Genomic DNA, 16,655 nt, shown 5'->3' with positions numbered 1-16,655 from the left:
CAGCGTCGCCGAGACGGTGACGATCGTGCTGTTGAGCAGATACCGCGGGAAGTCGAATGCGGTCAGACCGGTGCTGTAGTTGTCGAAGGTGACATCGTGCGGATACAGCGTCGGCGGCTGCGCGGCCAGTTCGGCCTGACCTTTGAACGAGGACAGCCCGGCCCAGATCAACGGTGCGACCATGATGATCGCGCCGACCGTGAGCACCGTCGTGCGCACGATGGCGCCGACCGGCGGCGTGCGCCCCGTGGTCGAGGTCCACGTCCCGGCGCGCGGCGCGACGGTGGCGAGCGCGCTCATATCGCCTCCCGCCGCCGACCGACCAGATAGTTCATGAACGTCACCGCGAAGACCACCAGGAACAGGATCACCGCCGCCGCACTGGCCAAGCCGTAGCTGATCGGCGCGTGAAATCCGTTGGTGTAGATGTACTGAACGATGAGCGTCGTCGCTCCCACCGGACCGCCGCCGGTCAGGGTATAGATGAAATCGAACGCCTGGAATCCTGCGATGGTCGACAACGTGACGACCACCATCGTCGTCGGCCGCACCAGCGGCAGCGTGATGTTCGTGATCAGCTGCCAGCTGTTCGCGCCGTCGATGGTGGCGGCCTCGTAGATCGAATCGTCGATGGACTGCAGGCCCGACAGCATAATCATGGTGTAGAAACCCAGGTGGATCCAGACGCCGACGGTGATCACCGACACCAGCGACAGGTGCGGATCGACGAGCCAGCCGGGATGGCCGAAGCCCAGCGCACTGATAACCGAATTCACCAGTCCGGTCTGCCGTTGCAGCGCGGCATTCCAGATCAGTCCGACCACCACCGGCGAGACCACGATCGGCAGGAAGTACGCCGCGCTCAACGCACCCCGCCCGCGCCGCTGCTTGTTCAGCAGCAGGGCAAGTGCCGTCGCGAGGACCGTGCTCACGATCACGAACGACACGACGAACACTACTGTCTGCCGCGCCACGTCCCAGAATTCGGAGCTGTCGGCGATCCGCCGGTAGTTGTCGGTCCCGACGGCGTGGAAAGTCCGGCCGTTATTGCTGTCGTAGAAACTGAGATTGAAGCCGTTGAGCGCGGGCCAAATCGTGAACAGCCCGAAGATCACCATATTGGGCAGCACGAACAGATAGGGCGCCACCTTGCGCCGATTGATCCGGCGCCTGCCTGCGATCATTTCGAGGCCTTGATGATGTCGGCGATCTGGGTGCGCAGATTCCGCACGCACTCGGCGACGCTCTCCTGCCCGGCGACGACTTTGCCGAACTCCTTTATCAGTGCGTTTGCCGCACCAGTGAAGGCAGGGCTGGCGGCCGCTGTGAAATCCACCGCCGGAGTAGCACCTATCTGACCGATGAAGGTGTTCATGTCCGCGTCGTGGGAGGGGTATTGCACCCCGGACGCCACCAGATCCTTGCGGGTCGGCAGCCAGAAGGCGGTCTTATCGATCTCGCGCTGGTTCTCCGCACGGTTCATCCACTGGACGAACGCGGCGCCCAACGTGGGCTCCTTACTGCGGGCGAAGGCCACCATCACCTTCATGCCCGGAAATCCGCCGCATTCAGCCGCGCACGGGTTGGGCACGGCGGCCCAGGAGAACGGCGCCGATTTCGCGAATGCGCCGACCTGCCAGGGCCCGGACAGATACACCGGCGCCTGCCCGGCCAGGAACGCGTCGTTGCCGCCCTTGTAGTTGGTACCCGCGCCGAGCCAGAAATCCTTGGACATCTTGCCCGACTGCAGCAGGTCGTTCACCATGCCGAGCGCCTGCTCCGCCTTGGCCTGATCGAGTCCGACCTGACCGTCCGCGCCGATCAGGGTGGTGCCGTACTGGCTGAGCACGGTGCTGAGCCGGTTGCCCGATACGTCCATGGTGAGCGCGTACGGCATACCGTTGGCGGCGGCCACCTTGGCCGCGTCGTCCACGAACTGCGCCCAGGAGCGCTTCGTCGTCGAATCCGGCACCGGCACACCGGCTTTGGCGAACGCGTCGGCATTGACGAATGGGCCGTTGATGGTCTGGTCGCTGGGGACCGCGTACAGGTGTCCGGCATCGTCGCGGCTGACCGCCACTGCACCGTCGGTGAATTCGTCGACATAGGACTTGCCGAAGTAGTTGGTGAAGTCGAGCAGTTCCCCCTGGTACGGGTGCCAGTCCTGGACCCGGGCGACCTCGGGCGCGGTGTTCGACGCGATGCGCGCCTGCAATGCGGTGTTCAGCTGGGCGAACGGGACCACCTGCAGATCGACGGTGGCGCCGGTGTCCTGCTCGAATCCGGCGATGGCCGCCTTGGTCGCGTCCAGATCGGGTCCGTCGGTGAAGTACACGTAGGTCAGGTGTTTGCCCTTGAAAGCGGTGAAATCGACCGACACCGGGCCTGCCGGGGCGTTCGACTCCTGTTCGCCGGGTGCGCAAGCGGCGGTCAACGCAAGCAACCCAGCCGCAATCGATCCGATTATCCGTGCCTTGATTCGCATTCAACCGCTCCTTGCTCGCGGGGTGCGGCGCCCTTGCCGCGGCCTTGCCTGGTACGGCATACTCCTCCAGCTTTCTATGTGAGGGAAAGCACTTTCTGTCAGACGGGAAACCAGAGGTGAGCTCGATGACCGATGTCCGTTACGCCACCAGTCCAGGGGAAATGGCAAGGCTCGCACCGGAAGAACTACGCGAACGATTTCTCGTCACGGATCTCTTCGCGCCTGGCGAAGTCCGTTTCACGCTGTCGCATCACGACCGGCTACTGATCGGCGGTGCGGTACCGGACGGCGCCGAGCTCGCACTCACACCACCGCCGGAACTGCGCGCCGAAAACCTTTGCGACCGACGCGAACTGGGCATTGTCTGTCTGGACGGTGTCGGCTCGGTCACTACCGACGCCACGTTGCATTCGGTGTCCGCCGAGGACATCGTCTACGTCGGGCAGGGCACCACAAGCGTGAGCGTGGCGGGCGACGCGGTGTTCTACATCGTCTCCGCCCCTGCGCATCTGGCGCACCCGACCACCCTGATCACCCGTGACGACGCCGAATCCGTGCGAATCGGCGAAGCACACAAGGCGAGCGAGCGAACACTGCGCAAATATGTGCACGAGGACGGGGCACGTTCCTGTGAACTGGCACTCGGCATCACCACGCTGGAGCCGGGCAGCGTATGGAACACCATGCCCTGTCACACCCACGACCGGCGCACCGAAATCTATCTCTACTTCGGTCTCGATCCGGCCGAACGCGTCGTGCACCTGTGCGGCGAACCGGCCCGCACGCGCAGCATCATCGTCGCCGACCGGCAGGCGGTGATCAGCCCGCCCTGGTCGGTGCACACCGGCGCGGGCACCGCGCCCTACCGGTTCGTGTGGTCGACGGCAGGTGAGAACCTGGCCTACAACGATATGGATCTGGTACCGACGCAGGCACTTTCGTGACGGGACCGTTCCGGCTGGACGGGCAGCGCGCCCTCGTCACCGGCGCGCGCACCGGCATCGGGCGCGCGGCCGCGCTCGCGCTGGCCGCGGCGGGCGCGGATCTCGTGCTGTGGGGACGCGACCGGGCGGGCCTGGCACCGGTGGCCGCCGAGGTCGAGGCGCTGGGTCGCGCCTGCAGCACCGTGGGCGCAGACCTCACCGACTCCGCCGCCGTGGAAGCCCTCGCGAGTTCCCTTGCCGCCGAACACCGCATCGATCTGCTGGTGAACAATGCCGGAATCATCAGCCGCGGTCCGGCGGTCCAGGTGTCGCTTCCCGAATGGCGGCGGGTACTCGACGTCAACCTCGATGCGGCGTTTGTACTGGCGCGCTGCATCGGTGCGACCATGGTCGAGCGCGGTGCGGGCCGGATCGTCAATATCGCCTCGCTGCTGTCATTTCAGGGCGGCATCAATGTCGCCGCGTATACCGCCAGCAAACATGCGGTTGCGGGGCTGACGAAGGCACTGGCCACGGAATGGGCCGGTCTCGGCGTCGGGGTCAACGCGATCGCCCCGGGGTATGTCGCGACCGCCAACACCGCCGCGCTGCGGGCCGATCCCGCTCGCAATCGCGCTGTCACCGAACGTATTCCGGTCGGGCGGTGGGCCGAGGCCGAGGATATCGCGGGCGCGATCGTCTTCCTCTGCACGCCCGCAGCGGCCTATGTGCACGGCCACATTCTGGTGGTGGACGGGGGATGGATGGCCCGGTGAACCACGTCGCGAACTCCCCACCGAGCGCGGTCGCCAAGGTGGTGCTCGTGCTCGAGGCACTGCCGACCTGTCGCGGGATCAGTGAAATAAGCAGAGCCACTGGACTTTCCACCTCCACCGTGCACCGGATTCTGCAAGAGCTGGCCGCCCTCGGCTGGGTCCGGGTCGACTCGGATCACCGATATCTGCCCAGTGTGCGCCTGCTGTCGCTGGCGGGGCAGTCGGCCGGGGTGACCCAGCTGGTGCGGCCGATTCTGCAGCGGCTCTGCGCGGCGACCGGGCACACCGTACATTTCGCGCTGCGCTCCGGCGACGAGGCGGTCTATGTCGACAAACTCGAGGGCGACCGCGCGTATGCGATGCGCTCTCGCGTCGGTTTGTCGATTCCGTTGCACTGCACGGCAATCGGCAAGGCGATCCTGTCCGGTCTGTCCCGGGCGGAGTTGCAAGAGGTGCTGGCGCGCATTCCGCTCACCGCCATGACGCCCCGCACGATCATCAATCCCGACCTGCTGATCGCCCATCTCGCCGCCGTGGCCGAGCGGGGGTACGCCGTCGACGACGAGGAGAACGAGGCGCACACCCGCTGCCTCGGCGCCCCCGTGCTCGACCATCACGGTGTGCCGGTCGGCGGAATCAGCGTGTCGGCCTTGGCCTTCGACCTCGATCGCGCGAAGGTGCGCGCCTGCGCGCCATTGCTGATCACCGCCGCCCGCGACGCCTCGCACGCACTCGGCCTGCCCAATTCGGCGGCGCCCGCCTCGGTACCGCGCAAACGCCGCTGATAGCGGTCGATTCCATACGGAACCGAGTCACCTGGACTGCCGATGTTTCTGCATTTTTGCAGACGGTACCTGCAACTTTCCCTCTTGCCTGGACACAAACGGGACATCAATACTCGCCAAGCGAGTCTTGTGCGGTGCGTCACATGCACCGGGCAACCTCGTGCGGAGAGAAAGACGAGGAACGACGGGATGACGTCCGCCGATACAGAAACCAGCCCCGGCAAGGTTGAAGCAACCAGCTCTGAGAAGGGTCTCGCGCGAGTTGCGCAGTCACTCGCCAGGTGGACGGAGAAGTGGTTCCCGGACGCCTACGTCGTCGCACTGGCGGGTGTATTCATCGTGGCCGTCGCCGCACTCGCCAACGGCTCGTCCCCGCGAACAGTCGCGAACGCATTCGGCGACGGCTTCTGGGATCTGACCGCTTTCACCCTGCAGATGGCGATGGTGGTGCTCACCGGGTACGTCATCGCCACCTCCCCACCCGTCGCCCGGCTCATCGACCGACTGGCCACCTTGCCGCGAACCGCCAGCAGCGCAGTGAGTTTCGTTGCGTTCCTCGCGATGTCGATATCGTTTCTGAACTGGGGCCTCAGCCTGGTCTTCGGCGGTCTGCTGGCCCGCGCGATCGCCCGTCGGGCCGATCTACGCGTGGACTATCGCGCGCTGGGCGCGGCGGCGTTCATGGGGTTGGGTGCGGTGTGGGCGCTGGGCATATCCTCCTCGGCCGCGCAGCTGCAGGCCACCGCCACCTCGCTGCCTCCGGCCCTGTTGAAAATCACCGGTGTCCTCGACTTCGGGCACACGATCTTCACGTGGCAGTCCCTGCTCATGTGCGCCATCATCATGGCGCTCACTGTGCTGATCGCGCACTTCTCCGCACCGAAGGACGCGGCGATCAAGACCGCCGAGGAACTGGACGTCGATCTCGATGACCAGCCCGCGGAAGTGGCTGCACGCTCCCGTCCCGGGGAATGGCTCGAGTACAGCCGCATCCTGCCGGTCCTGGCCGCGGTGTTGACGGTGGGCTGGTTGATCTCCCAGCTCACCAGCAAACCGGTGCTCACCGTGGTCAGCAGCCTGAACGGTTATCTGCTCGTCTTCCTCATGCTCGGCTTGGTGCTGCACGGGACCCCGCGCAAGTTCTTGCAGGCCATCTCCCTCGCCGTACCCGCCACGGCCGGAATTCTCGTGCAGTTCCCGCTGTACGCCGCCATGGCCGCGATCCTCACCAAAGCCAAAGGCCGGGGCGGCCTCACCATCTCCGAATACCTCGCGCACTTCTTCACCAGCATCGGCGGCGGCGGAAGCTTTGCCGTCGTCATCGCCCTCTACACCGTGGTACTCGGCGTCTTCGTCCCGTCCGGCGGTGGAAAATGGCTGGTCGAAGCCCCTTACGTGATGCAGGCATCAACTGATGTCCACATGAACCTCGGCTGGACGGTGCAGATCTACAACGTGGCCGAGGCGCTGCCGAACCTCATCAACCCGTTCTTCATGCTGCCGCTGCTGGCCGTGCTCAAACTGCGGGCACGCGACCTCGTCGGATTCACGTTCCTGCAGTTCCTGTTCCACCTGCCGGTGGTTCTGCTGCTCGTATGGCTGCTCGGCATGACATTCGAATACGTGCCCCCGATCCTGCCCGCCACCCCGTGACCCCGGCCAGCGGCCCCTTCGGGGCATCGGCGTATTCGATTGCCTCTTCGGCTATCTCACGACATCGGACCTCGACGAGCCTCCCGCTACCTGACGAGAAAGTGCCAGCCGACCCACGCCCACACGAGCACAGCGACAATCCGCGCCACCCGATTGCCCGTGAGGTACGCGATCGTTTCCCCCAGGGGCGCGACCAGATCCCGATGCACATGCGTGACCACGACCATGCCGAGCGCGATCACCAGCACCACCAAGAACCCGACGATGACGATCACCCGATCGCTCATCTCGACACCAACCACCAGCCAGCACCCAGCCACACCAGCCATCCGGCCAGCCGCAGCGGCAACTGCTCGAGCGCCGGATCCAGCAGCGTCGACAAGGTCGGGTGCAGCTCACTTGCTCGCGTCCAATCCGGTTGCCGCACAAAGGCATACACTTCCCACACTGACGCGACGACCAGCAGCGTCGACCAAACGACCACCCCGCGCCGCAGCCGGACGGTGGGTGGAATCTGCTCGGGTCGCGAGCGGAACGCCAACTCAGACACCACGATCACCGGGACCGCCACCAGCACGGTTGCCTGCCAACTGAACGGCCGAGTCGCGGCCCCGCCCACCGCCAGCACAACCACGACGGCCAGCAGCAGCATCCGCCGAAAGGGTCGTGCCGGTTCCCCTGTCACCTGGGCAGAATAAGCCCCTGAGCACCGAATTCGGGCGTTCGGTGGCACCGACACCGCGGCCGGTCGCCGACCACGCACAGCACCGAGCGCATCCATCGCGTCAGCAGCATCCTCACCGACCACACGGCACCGGATTCGTGCTGTCGGACCCGGCTCGCGATGCCGGTCCTGCCGCGTTTGGTCAACTCGTCGCCGCCGAATGGTCAGCAGTGATGCCGACCTCACATACGAGGCCGCGGTTCGAGTCCCGCATCGCGTGCTGCCAGCACGGCCTGCGCTCGATCACGCAATTGCAGCTCGGCCCCGCATGTGGGTCGCTTCCACCCCTTAGCCACGACCTCGTCGCACCAATCGTTTGGTGATCGTCACCGATTCGGCGGACAACTCGCGCAGCTCTTCAGCTGTTTCGATGGCCGCATGCAACGCGTGGCCGTCCTCGACGACCCGGCTCAGCAATCCGGCGCGCTCGGCTCGGCCCGCACCGAACTTATCGCCCGACAACAACATTTCGGCCGCCTTTTCCGAGGCGGCCACCTGCGGCAGCAGCAGACCGGCCCCACCTTCCGCAGTCGGTCCCAGTTCGACGAAAGGCCGCGAGAATACGGTCGAGCGACCCGCAAAAGCGAAATCACAGTGCAGCAGCATGGTTACGCCGACGCCGACGACGATGCCCTCGACTGCGGCGATGATGGGCGTATCCGAGTTGACCAGCGCTCGTAGCAGGGTCACGGCGTTCTGAAGGCCTGGGCCGTCGCGGAAGTCCGCGAGCTCGTTGTCGGCGGTGAACATCGCACCGCGCCCGGTGATCACCACCGCGCGCACGCTCGGGTCCTGATCCACGCTCTCGATGGCGACGGCCAGCTGACGGCAGGTGTCGACGTCGAGAGCGTTGCGTTTGCGGGGGCGGTCGATCGTCAAGACACGGATGCCCGGCGAGGGGTCTTCGATGGTGATCGTCACTCGATGAGAAGACTGATCACTTCGGCTACACACGACGGCTTATCGGCACCTTCACGCTCGATCGTTACGCCGAATACGACCTGCGCGCCGTGCGGTGTGCGGCTCAGCGATTCGAGGCGAATCACGCCACGCACCTTGGCGTCCACCGGCACCGGAGCTGCTGCCACGGACTGCTCTCCAGTTCGGTGCCGACCAGCGACTGCACCGCCGAACAGATCATGACCGCGCTGATCGACGGCGCGATCAACCAGCCCGCCGACCGAGCATCGATGAAACCATGCAGTCTGTAGTCCACTCACCCCAAGGAGAACCATGCTCGCAGTAACCGCCGATGTGACCGTCAAGGACGGGTCCGGCACCGAGTTCGAATCCGTCGTCGCCGATCTGGTCACCCAGGTCCGGGCCAACGAACCCGGCAATCACGTCTACCAGCTGGTCCGCTCCCAGGATGATCCCAACAATTACCGCTTCTTCGAAATCTATTCCGACAAGGAAGCCTTGGACGCCCACACCCGCTCCGACCACTTCCGCGCCGCTGGCAAGCTCATGGCGCCACTTCTGGCCGCACCCCCGAAGCTCGAGTTCTTCGACACCCTCTGAACCCCACCCTCTGCGGACCCGAACCGTCCGCAGAGGGTATCCAGCTCGCCGCACGTACACCTGCCGAATGAATGCTTCGGCGGCTGATACCCCGCGGTCACGGTGGTTCGAACGCAGCACCTGATCGTCAGCGGAGCTTGATAGGGCCGCGGATCTGGCGCGCCGCCGCCGTGGCCCAGCCGAGGTGGTAGTGGCCGCCTTCGTCCAGGAACTTCGCACGCAGTTCGTACCAGCGCAGACCCGGATGCCGGTGGTGCACGCCGTGCAGGTTGAAGCTCAGCGCGAAACGCTCCAGCGATCGAAGCGTTCGCAGGTTCATCGCCTCCAGCGGTGCGTCGAGTTCGGTGCCGTAGTGATAAGCGTTGTCCGACAGGGAGATAACCAACGCACGCCCGCCCAGTGCCGCCAACAGCATCCAGCCGTACGCACCGTAGGCGACAAACGCGGCGGCGTAGAGCACAACGATCGCAGCCGCATCGACACGGAACCGGCCCAGCACCCTGGCCTGCGCGATACGTTCGAAAAGCAGCCCCGTGACAGAGTCCGGTGCGTCCATCAGCCGACCGAGGCGACGTAGCACCGAGGCAGGCAGCACGGCCAGCAGCACCGCCGCGACCTCGAGCAGGTACAGACCGCCGAACAGCCGCAGGTAGTACCCGGGCGCTGCCTGCACCCAACTGGATGTCGCGGGGTCGTAGATCTCGGTGCGCTCCCGTGTCCTGCTGTACCGGTGATGCAGCAGATGGCCCGCCTTGAGCATCGCGAACGGTGAACCGTACAGCACCCCCAGCACACGCCCACAAGCGTCGTTGGCCCCACGCCCGCGAATCAGGCTGCCGTGGATGGCCTCATGGATCAGCGACCAGAACGGTGTAGTCGACAAAACCATGACCACCAGCGTCCAGCCCCACATCGCGCCGCGTGGCAGCAACACCAGCGGCAGCAAGAACATCTGGAACAACGCGAGACCAACAGCGATGCCGATCAACCAACCATTGATAGCCCGAGCCGGTCGCGCCGGTCCCCGGGACCCGCGAATCCTGTCACGGGTGCGCACCTCGGTCATTCTGCTGCCCTCGTTCGCATCGAGCCTGCCACGGCTCATCGTGCCACCCCCGACAAGAATCGGCCGAGGTCGAAATATGCTGCCGACCAAGAACACTCGATCTTTTCATCGAATGGCCGGACACGGTTCACCTTGGCGCGGCTGCGGCGGCCTGCTTCGGATCGGCCGGGCAGTGGGGCAGAGCGGTTATCTGGTCTGTTTCTTCGCCTTGTTCGGCTTCTTCTTTGTCTTCGGCTTGTCGTGGTCGGGCTCCCACTCGAAGCCCGCCAGGTTTTGCTCGCAGTGCCAGTTTTCGACTACAACATCGTCTTGGTCTCGTTCGCACCAGCGTTCCGTCTTGCCGCACGCGGTGACACCGAGTCCGGCGGCTACTGCGAGCGCCAAGGTGATCACCGAGGCGCGGAATCGGGTGTTATGCATCGGGTCTTTCCGATTTCGGCGATCTCGGTCGGTATCGGAGTCTGAGCGCATATGAAATCCATTGATAGATTGAGGGTTTGGTCCCCCATCCTCGCCAGTCGGCCTTGCAGGAACCTTAACGATCGGTAACTGAGGACCGGGCGCACGGGCAGCCCGGCCGGGGTGCAATCGACATGCCGAAGACACCGCACAGCCGGAGCACGCTACGAGCTCGGAGTCGTAAGAGTGCGCTGGCGGCGTTCCGCGACGCGCAGAGGATCAATGGCAGGCGTGTTCATACTCGCGGACCTCGACTTCGAGTTCGCGACGCTGCCGTGGGCCGATCAGGGACGTACGTTCGACGCCTCGGCCCACTAATCACTGAGCTGGCTGGTCAGGCCTGGTCTGATCGGGCGGCTGCTCGGGCTGGGTCTGCTCCGGCTCGGGCCGTGGGTGCTGCTGCTCGAGCAGAGGCTCTTCGGGCGAAGGCACGTGCGGCGGAGGCGGCTCGGGCAGTGCGTAGACGGACCGGGTCACTGTGGCCGACGTAGCACCGACGTTCGCGATCGCAGTTCCCCCGAGCACGAGCGCCAGTGGAACCGCTCCCGCCACGACAATCGAGACCACCTTCTGTCGACGCGGGTCGGGTGCCCTGTGTGTGCTTGTGCCCATAGATATATCCCCTTCATACGAAAAGAGATTTTGGACTCGAATATTCATATCCGACAGCCATATCGACGACTTCGGAATATCTCCGAGCATAGGCGACAGCTTGCCGCATGTCCATGGCGCCCGTTCGATCCGTTATGAGTATTCCGGTCGGCAAATTAGGTAACTCCGACTCTGAATAAGACGGGCGATTACCGTGGCTTCGGATGCTCGCATCTCGCACTCCCATCGACCTCGAACCCATGTGACCAGCGACGACGAGCTCGTTCACGAAGGTCGACGACATACCCTGTCGACCGAGAACCAGATCCCACCCGGCCGCTGGGACTCGACTTTCGGTCTATCCATCGCCGATCCGGCATCCGAAATTACGATTCGCATCGGGTTTGCCTGTTAATTGTCGGACTTATATTTCGGTTCGTCGCGGGCTGACCGTCGCCGGTAAGCAAAGGACCGATCGGGAGAGCCTCAAATCGGCTCGATGACGCTCTTTCGCAGGTGCCCGTAAACCACCGAGGTGCGTACGTCCGCGAGCTCCTGCCGCACGGTCAGCTTGTCCAGGACCACCGCGTGCAGATGGTCGGTGTCGCGAACCGCCACATGAAGCAGGAAGTCCTCGGTGCCCGTGAGCACGAAGACTCCGATCACCTCCGGCATCCGTGCCACGAAGGCCTGGAACTGCTCGATGATCGCACGCGTCGGCGGCCGTACCCGCACGGCGATGATCGCCTGCAGCCCACGGCCGATCGAGGGTAGGTCCACCTCGGCGTGAAATCCGAGCAGCACACCGCGCTCACGGAGGGAACGCACCCGTTCCAGGCATGTGGAGGGTGCAATGCCCAACTCCTGCGCCAGGTCCCGGTTGGTGCGCCGACCGTCTTGCTGCAGAAGCCGCAGCAACGCCGAATCTAGTTCATCCATGTTTCGTCTCACTCGCATGCAGCCGAATTTCGTTCGGCAAGCATGCCATGTTCCCGGACTAATTGCTAGCTTGCACGCTGTAGTTCCGTTCATGATGCGCTTCTCCACTATGCGGTCGGGCGGAGATGGAAATTCGGATGGGAAGGGACATCAGGGGTGGACGAGCGCAGGACCAGGATCTCGGCGATCTGTTCGGTCGTGGCGGCCGCGCTGTTCTGGAGCAGTTCGTACGCGGTGACCAAGCAGGTGCTGGCGGACGTCGGGCCGTTGACCATCGGGGCCATCCGCTTCACGCTCGCCGCCGTGCTACTCGGAATCATGGTGCGCATGCGCCGCAATCCGGTCGCGCGGCCGGATGCCCGTCAGCGACGGATGATCTACCTGAGCGGCGTACTCGGCATCACGGTCTACTTCGTGCTGGAGAACATCGGCGTCGAACTGTCGACCGCTTCCGACGCCTCTTTGATCGTGGCCACCTACCCGCTGATGACCATGCTGGTGGAGCTGGTGGTCTGCCGAGCCGGAATGCCGCCCCTGCGGATCGGTGGCGTGCTGCTCGCCACGACGGGAGCCTTCCTGGTCGTGCGCAACGGGGCGGAAGTCGGAGGCAGCGGGCGCTGGTCCGGTGATGTCCTGCTGCTGCTCGGCGGGCTGGTGTGGGCCGGGTACAACGTGCTGGGCAAGTACGCGGGGCGCGGGCAGGACGCGGTGAATCTCACCTACCACCAGACCGTGGCGGGTGCCGCCGGGTTCCTACTCGCCTCGCTCTTCGAGATCGGGGACTGGCGGGTCCCGGACGCCACGGCCTCAGCGCTGCTCGCCTATCTGGCCGTGGCATGTTCCGTCGGTGGCTTCCTTCTCTACAACTACGGTCTGCGCCGGTTGACCTCGAGCGTCGCGGTCAACATCCTCAACCTGGTACCGGTGTTCGGCGTGCTGGGTGCTGTGGGAATCAACGGCGAGGCGGTCGGGCTCGGACAGGTCTTCGGCGGCGTGACCATCGTCGCCGGTGTGACAGTCGGGTTGATCGAGCGCCGAACGGCGGTCGAGAAGGCCGCGGTTTCCGAGCCGACCCCAGTCGGCGAGTGCGCATGAAAGAGTCCGGCCCGGGAATCCGCGGGCTCGCGCCTCGGAGCGGGCACGGTCGCCTTGACGCCGCGAGCTGAGCATAGTTAACTGAAGGATAGATCACATATGATGAAATAGTCAGGAGCATGTGATGGTCTACGATTCGACCGCGGTATTCATCGACGTCGCCCGAGGATGCCCAGCCCATGACAGCCGACGCGCGGCTCCGGTCCGGCAGTGATGTGCACCTGCGAATCTGGCTGGGCGGCATGGCCTTCGACTACGCCGCCACCCTGGTCGCGGCACGCAATGTGATCCACGATTGGACACGAAAGCGTTGGTTCACAATCGAATTGATCCACCATGCGGTCGAGGAATGTCTGCTGCTGCCACGGCTACCGTACGAACGGTTGTTCTCGGGCCCCGCACCCTCGGGTGGTCCAACGAGGGCCTGCCGACGCCGGTACGGCGGTGAGGACACGGTCCTACCAGCGGCCGAACAGACACATACCCGCGGCGGGCTTTCGAATATTCGGAAGTTGGGCCGAGAACGCACGCCGGAACGCGATTGGTAGCGCAGCGCCTCCAGCGTGTGCTTCATAGACGGCAGCGAGCAGCGCGCCCGAACTCCGATCATCGAGATCCCAGAGTCCGCCTACTACCAGGGATGCACCGGCGAGGATGCATGCCAAAGACGCAACAACCGAGTGCGAAGCTTCCGGCGATCGAGCCGACCAGCAGCAGCCGAGACTGACCGTATTCGGCAGTGGCAGCGTCAGAAAGTCTGCGAGAGGAAGCTTTTCAGTTCCGAGATCGATCTCGAACTCGAAACCTTCGGAACGAGTTCCGTGAGCACTGATAGCCAGCAAATCGTAGGTGCCCGACCGCAGAGCCGTGCCGAGGTCCGCGAAGTTGCGAGCTTGGCGAAAGCTGATGCGGCCGTCGTTATTCAAGCGGCGTAGTGCCTCGATTTCGCATTGCGAACCGTACAGGTTCTCGTTGAACAGGCCGATGATCCTCGGATGTGGAGCGGAAGTGATCGGAGTCAGTCGCATGACCGAGGCGACCGAGGGAGCGACACAGAACTGGGAAACGAATTCGGGAAGAAGCCGTGGCCAACACAATTCCCATGAAGGCTGATCAGGAATGATGTAAACACCCGCGCCCACACTTTCGGGTTCGAGATGTTGGAACAGGCGTTCCGACAGCCACGTCAACTGCTCGTCTTCCAGGTCCTCGGAGGACACACCGATCGCGGCTTCGATCAGGTCGACCTGCTCCGAGGAAAGGGTGGCCTCTTCGACCTCACACACTGCCGAGGTAGCCGCCAACGTGGTGACGTGCAGGTAGCTTCCGTAGGGCTGACTACCAGGATCGTCCACGATGTCGTGCGACATGGTCACCCAGACTATCGACGCGTCCGGAAGGAAGGATTTCAGATCGGCGATGTCCAGTACTTCGGGATCGCGCTGCAGGGCGTCGACCGCTGCGAGATCGGTCAGTGCTCGAGTCGCCGTGGACAGGTTCGCATAGCGGTGGTCCAACGCAACCCCGAGACGGACATCTCCGGCGAAGTCTGCGGCCTGTGCCGCGATATTGGAGCCGCGATGACTACGGTCCATCCGCCGGGCCGCCGAACAATAGTCGACCAAAAGGCTGTCGACCGGCAGCAACGACTTAGCCATGGTCACGTGGTCGTTGGCCAGTCTGACCATACTGAGTCGAAACTCGTCCGGCCTGTACAGCTGTCCCGAATGCAGCAATGCCATCTCGGAGATCAAACGGGCCGTGGCGGCCTGGTCAGGAGTATTTGCTTGCTCGACGAGACGGGCATATAGCTCCGCGACGGCATGATGGTCACCGGCATCGGCTGCCCGAGCCGCCCGAGCGGGTAATGTCCGATCACCGGAGAAAGCCGAGCCAGGCGATGCGTCGTGGCTTTGCACCCACCGGGCCATACGCTCGATGTGTCGCGCTGCGGGATCGGAACGTTCGACACCCGCGAACTCCGCAAGATACTGAGCGCGCAGCGGACCGTAGACGTCGGCGTCGCGCCTGGTCAACGGCATCTGACCACGGTAGAAGTTGAACAGTGCGCGGTATCCCAAGCTGTGCGAACGCTCTTTGGCCGCGACGAGCACTCGCTTCAGCAGAGGGAAGATCCCATTATCGTGAGCAGCAGCGGCAGCCGAGCGAAGCGCTTCGGACTGGAGTTCGCTCGGCGCCAGATTCTCGATCTGCACAAGGATCGCCTCCACGACCGCCGAAACCGCAGTGCTGTCCGCATGATGGATCCGGTTCGAATCGAGCGCCTGGGACAAGCACTTCAGATTCGCATCGGAGATAGCTTGCCCCAAAGTGTGGAAATCCCGGGCAATGCCAGCGGCCAGATCCTCGTATCCACGGATCGTGTAAAGCTGCTGAATCCGCGCCGCCACAGTCGCCGTGACCACCCCGGACAGGTGGCTGGCCGGTCCGCCCTCGGCCGTCTCGATCAGGACATCACGCGCGTAGGCGATGTCCTGCTGGAATATCGGACTACGACTGAGCAGATCGAATAAACGCGCAGCAGAACGCAACTCGACCAATACCGGTCCGCTGACCGCCTCCAGCGGTTCGGTCGCAAAGCCATGAGCCGAACCACGCCGACGGAAGAGCCCAGCCACCCTAGGACTGATCCCCTGCATCGAAGATAGTGTTTCGAAGCAATTCTGCGATTTCCTCGATATCGGAGTCCTCGGAGAACTTCACTCTGAGCTGACCACGCGGCCCCGTCGCCTCGACAGTGATCGGCCCACCGTCTCGTCCCCGTCGCTTGAACAAGGAATGGATCCTTCTCGCCACATCCGCCATCGTTTGCGGCGCTTGCAACAGCGCGAGAGTCGTTGTAGCGCCGGTCAAAACATCGGCCGTGATCTGCCAACTACTGCGGCGCGCCTCGACCCGGTCCACCCCCTCCAGATCGGCTATCGCCTCAGCCAGCTCCTGCGGCACCGTCACACGAATTACAGCCATGCGCCCCTCACTGCATCATGAATCTCAAACGCCCCGAACAGTTCCAGTATCGACACACAACGTGCGGGGACCAGCAAATCGATAGACTCGCCACCACGACACGCTGGCCAGTTCCGCGTACTGCCGCACCGCTGAATCCGACCTTGCCAATTCGGCGGTTCCCCCTCGAAAAATGCGGGACGGCCCAATCCGGCGGGCCGAGAGTCCCCGTCGAATACACGTCTTTCCGGATCTTCCGGTCAGTATGGCCGAAAGATTATGTGCGCCACCTCAGTTGGTATCTCATCCGCCCGGACGCGTGGCCGCTACTTCTTGCGGCCACGTAGGAGAAGGAACGCCATATATGCCGCACCGAGGACTGCGAGCAGAGCCGCGATGCCGATACCGGTCAACAACGAATCCAGCATAATGACGAGTCTAACTTCCAATCCGCCCCTGCGCGAAAGACTTTCGACAGTGCAGTGACGGTGAACGCCGTCGTCGCGAGACGCGGAACTCGGCGGCATTGATGTTTCGGATCGTGCGACGCATCACGTGAAGTGCTCACAAGGTCAGGTGCCCGAACCTGATCGCAAGCAGATTCGCTACCAGGACGGCGACGAAGACGACCGCGGCAGCTCGGTAACTCTCGGCCCACAGTCCGACCGCGG

Annotated in this window: 18 protein-coding genes and 1 pseudogene; 7 read left to right on the top strand and 12 right to left on the bottom strand. The window is 64.1% G+C overall.

Annotated features, from left to right (window positions below; all coding sequences use genetic code 11):
* The 3 genes and pseudogenes from NP3_RS12765 to NP3_RS12755 form a co-directional block, all read right to left on the bottom strand.
* Positions 1-300 (bottom strand): annotated as a pseudogene (locus tag NP3_RS12765) (hypothetical protein); the annotation flags it as partial.
* On the bottom strand, positions 297-1,184 hold the full coding sequence (locus NP3_RS12760; RefSeq protein WP_218024847.1) for a carbohydrate ABC transporter permease: 888 nt from the start codon (positions 1,182-1,184) through the stop codon (positions 297-299). The pseudogene NP3_RS12765 and the gene NP3_RS12760, both read right to left, overlap by 4 nt.
* The gene (locus tag NP3_RS12755; protein ID WP_084508525.1) at positions 1,181-2,485 is read right to left on the bottom strand and encodes an ABC transporter substrate-binding protein; all 1,305 of its coding nucleotides are present in this window, start codon (positions 2,483-2,485) and stop codon (positions 1,181-1,183) included. The genes NP3_RS12760 and NP3_RS12755 overlap by 4 nt, the downstream gene beginning before the upstream one ends.
* A gap of 125 nt (positions 2,486-2,610) precedes the next feature.
* Between NP3_RS12755 and kduI the strand changes: the two genes are divergently transcribed.
* The 4 genes from kduI to NP3_RS12735 all read left to right on the top strand — a co-directional run bounded on the left by kduI (position 2,611) and on the right by NP3_RS12735 (position 6,622).
* Complete coding sequence (gene kduI, locus NP3_RS12750) at positions 2,611-3,429, top strand: 5-dehydro-4-deoxy-D-glucuronate isomerase (RefSeq protein WP_063040940.1); 819 nt, start codon at positions 2,611-2,613, stop codon at positions 3,427-3,429.
* A complete protein-coding gene (locus NP3_RS12745) occupies positions 3,426-4,184 on the top strand; it encodes an SDR family oxidoreductase (RefSeq protein WP_063040938.1) in 759 nt (252 codons plus the stop codon). Before kduI ends, NP3_RS12745 begins: the two co-directional genes overlap by 4 nt.
* Positions 4,181-4,969 carry an IclR family transcriptional regulator gene (locus NP3_RS12740; protein WP_169814492.1) on the top strand — a complete coding sequence of 263 codons (789 nt, stop codon included), beginning with the start codon at positions 4,181-4,183 and terminating at the stop codon, positions 4,967-4,969. Before NP3_RS12745 ends, NP3_RS12740 begins: the two co-directional genes overlap by 4 nt.
* Before the next feature lie 189 nt (positions 4,970-5,158).
* Positions 5,159-6,622: a short-chain fatty acid transporter gene (locus NP3_RS12735; RefSeq protein WP_063040934.1), complete on the top strand. Its 1,464-nt coding sequence runs from the start codon at positions 5,159-5,161 to the stop codon at positions 6,620-6,622.
* 86 nt (positions 6,623-6,708) lie between these two features.
* Here NP3_RS12735 and NP3_RS12730 read toward each other — a convergent pair whose 3' ends face one another.
* The 4 genes from NP3_RS12730 to NP3_RS47870 all read right to left on the bottom strand — a co-directional run bounded on the left by NP3_RS12730 (position 6,709) and on the right by NP3_RS47870 (position 8,434).
* On the bottom strand, positions 6,709-6,909 hold the full coding sequence (locus NP3_RS12730; protein ID WP_063040932.1) for a DUF6186 family protein: 201 nt from the start codon (positions 6,907-6,909) through the stop codon (positions 6,709-6,711).
* Positions 6,906-7,307, bottom strand: coding sequence for a hypothetical protein (locus NP3_RS12725; protein ID WP_157124280.1), 402 nt, complete (start codon positions 7,305-7,307; stop codon positions 6,906-6,908). The genes NP3_RS12730 and NP3_RS12725 overlap by 4 nt, the downstream gene beginning before the upstream one ends.
* 327 nt (positions 7,308-7,634) lie before the next feature.
* Positions 7,635-8,267: an enoyl-CoA hydratase-related protein gene (locus tag NP3_RS12720; protein WP_063040928.1), complete on the bottom strand. Its 633-nt coding sequence runs from the start codon at positions 8,265-8,267 to the stop codon at positions 7,635-7,637.
* Positions 8,264-8,434, bottom strand: a complete 171-nt coding sequence (locus tag NP3_RS47870; protein ID WP_157124279.1) for a hotdog family protein — start codon at positions 8,432-8,434, stop codon at positions 8,264-8,266. Before NP3_RS47870 ends, NP3_RS12720 begins: the two co-directional genes overlap by 4 nt.
* A gap of 145 nt (positions 8,435-8,579) precedes the next feature.
* On the opposite strand from NP3_RS47870, the gene NP3_RS12715 reads away from it, so the two are divergent.
* Complete coding sequence (locus NP3_RS12715; protein WP_063040926.1) at positions 8,580-8,867, top strand: putative quinol monooxygenase; 288 nt, start codon at positions 8,580-8,582, stop codon at positions 8,865-8,867.
* Between the two features lie 127 nt (positions 8,868-8,994).
* On the opposite strand, the gene NP3_RS12710 is transcribed toward NP3_RS12715, so the two are convergent.
* From NP3_RS12710 to NP3_RS12695, 3 genes are all read right to left on the bottom strand, one after another.
* Positions 8,995-9,972 carry a fatty acid desaturase family protein gene (locus NP3_RS12710; RefSeq protein WP_245720909.1) on the bottom strand — a complete coding sequence of 326 codons (978 nt, stop codon included), beginning with the start codon at positions 9,970-9,972 and terminating at the stop codon, positions 8,995-8,997.
* A 147-nt stretch (positions 9,973-10,119) separates the two neighbouring features.
* On the bottom strand, positions 10,120-10,353 hold the full coding sequence (locus tag NP3_RS12705; RefSeq protein ID WP_063824756.1) for a hypothetical protein: 234 nt from the start codon (positions 10,351-10,353) through the stop codon (positions 10,120-10,122).
* A gap of 1,116 nt (positions 10,354-11,469) precedes the next feature.
* Positions 11,470-11,922: an Lrp/AsnC family transcriptional regulator gene (locus NP3_RS12695; RefSeq protein WP_063040920.1), complete on the bottom strand. Its 453-nt coding sequence runs from the start codon at positions 11,920-11,922 to the stop codon at positions 11,470-11,472.
* 156 nt (positions 11,923-12,078) lie between these two features.
* On the opposite strand from NP3_RS12695, the gene NP3_RS12690 reads away from it, so the two are divergent.
* Complete coding sequence (locus NP3_RS12690) at positions 12,079-13,017, top strand: DMT family transporter (RefSeq protein ID WP_063040918.1); 939 nt, start codon at positions 12,079-12,081, stop codon at positions 13,015-13,017.
* A 458-nt stretch (positions 13,018-13,475) separates the two neighbouring features.
* Here the strand turns inward: NP3_RS12690 and NP3_RS49075 are convergent, their stop codons facing one another.
* The gene (locus NP3_RS49075) at positions 13,476-14,387 is read right to left on the bottom strand and encodes a CHAT domain-containing protein (RefSeq protein ID WP_169814491.1); all 912 of its coding nucleotides are present in this window, start codon (positions 14,385-14,387) and stop codon (positions 13,476-13,478) included.
* Positions 14,388-14,924: 537 nt separating this feature from the next.
* Here NP3_RS49075 and NP3_RS49070 point away from each other — a divergent pair.
* Positions 14,925-15,551 carry a hypothetical protein gene (locus NP3_RS49070; protein WP_169814490.1) on the top strand — a complete coding sequence of 209 codons (627 nt, stop codon included), beginning with the start codon at positions 14,925-14,927 and terminating at the stop codon, positions 15,549-15,551.
* Positions 15,552-15,657: 106 nt separating this feature from the next.
* Here the strand turns inward: NP3_RS49070 and NP3_RS12680 are convergent, their stop codons facing one another.
* The gene (locus NP3_RS12680) at positions 15,658-15,990 is read right to left on the bottom strand and encodes a hypothetical protein (protein ID WP_157124278.1); all 333 of its coding nucleotides are present in this window, start codon (positions 15,988-15,990) and stop codon (positions 15,658-15,660) included.
* Positions 15,991-16,655 lie beyond the last annotated feature (665 nt).

The sequence above is a fragment of the Nocardia pseudovaccinii NBRC 100343 genome (assembly GCF_001613225.1).
In the GTDB taxonomy this organism is placed as follows: Bacteria; Actinomycetota; Actinomycetes; order Mycobacteriales; family Mycobacteriaceae; genus Nocardia; species Nocardia pseudovaccinii.
The sequence above is the reverse complement of the archived record's forward strand: the minus strand, read 5'-3'. Positions and strand labels throughout refer to the sequence as shown.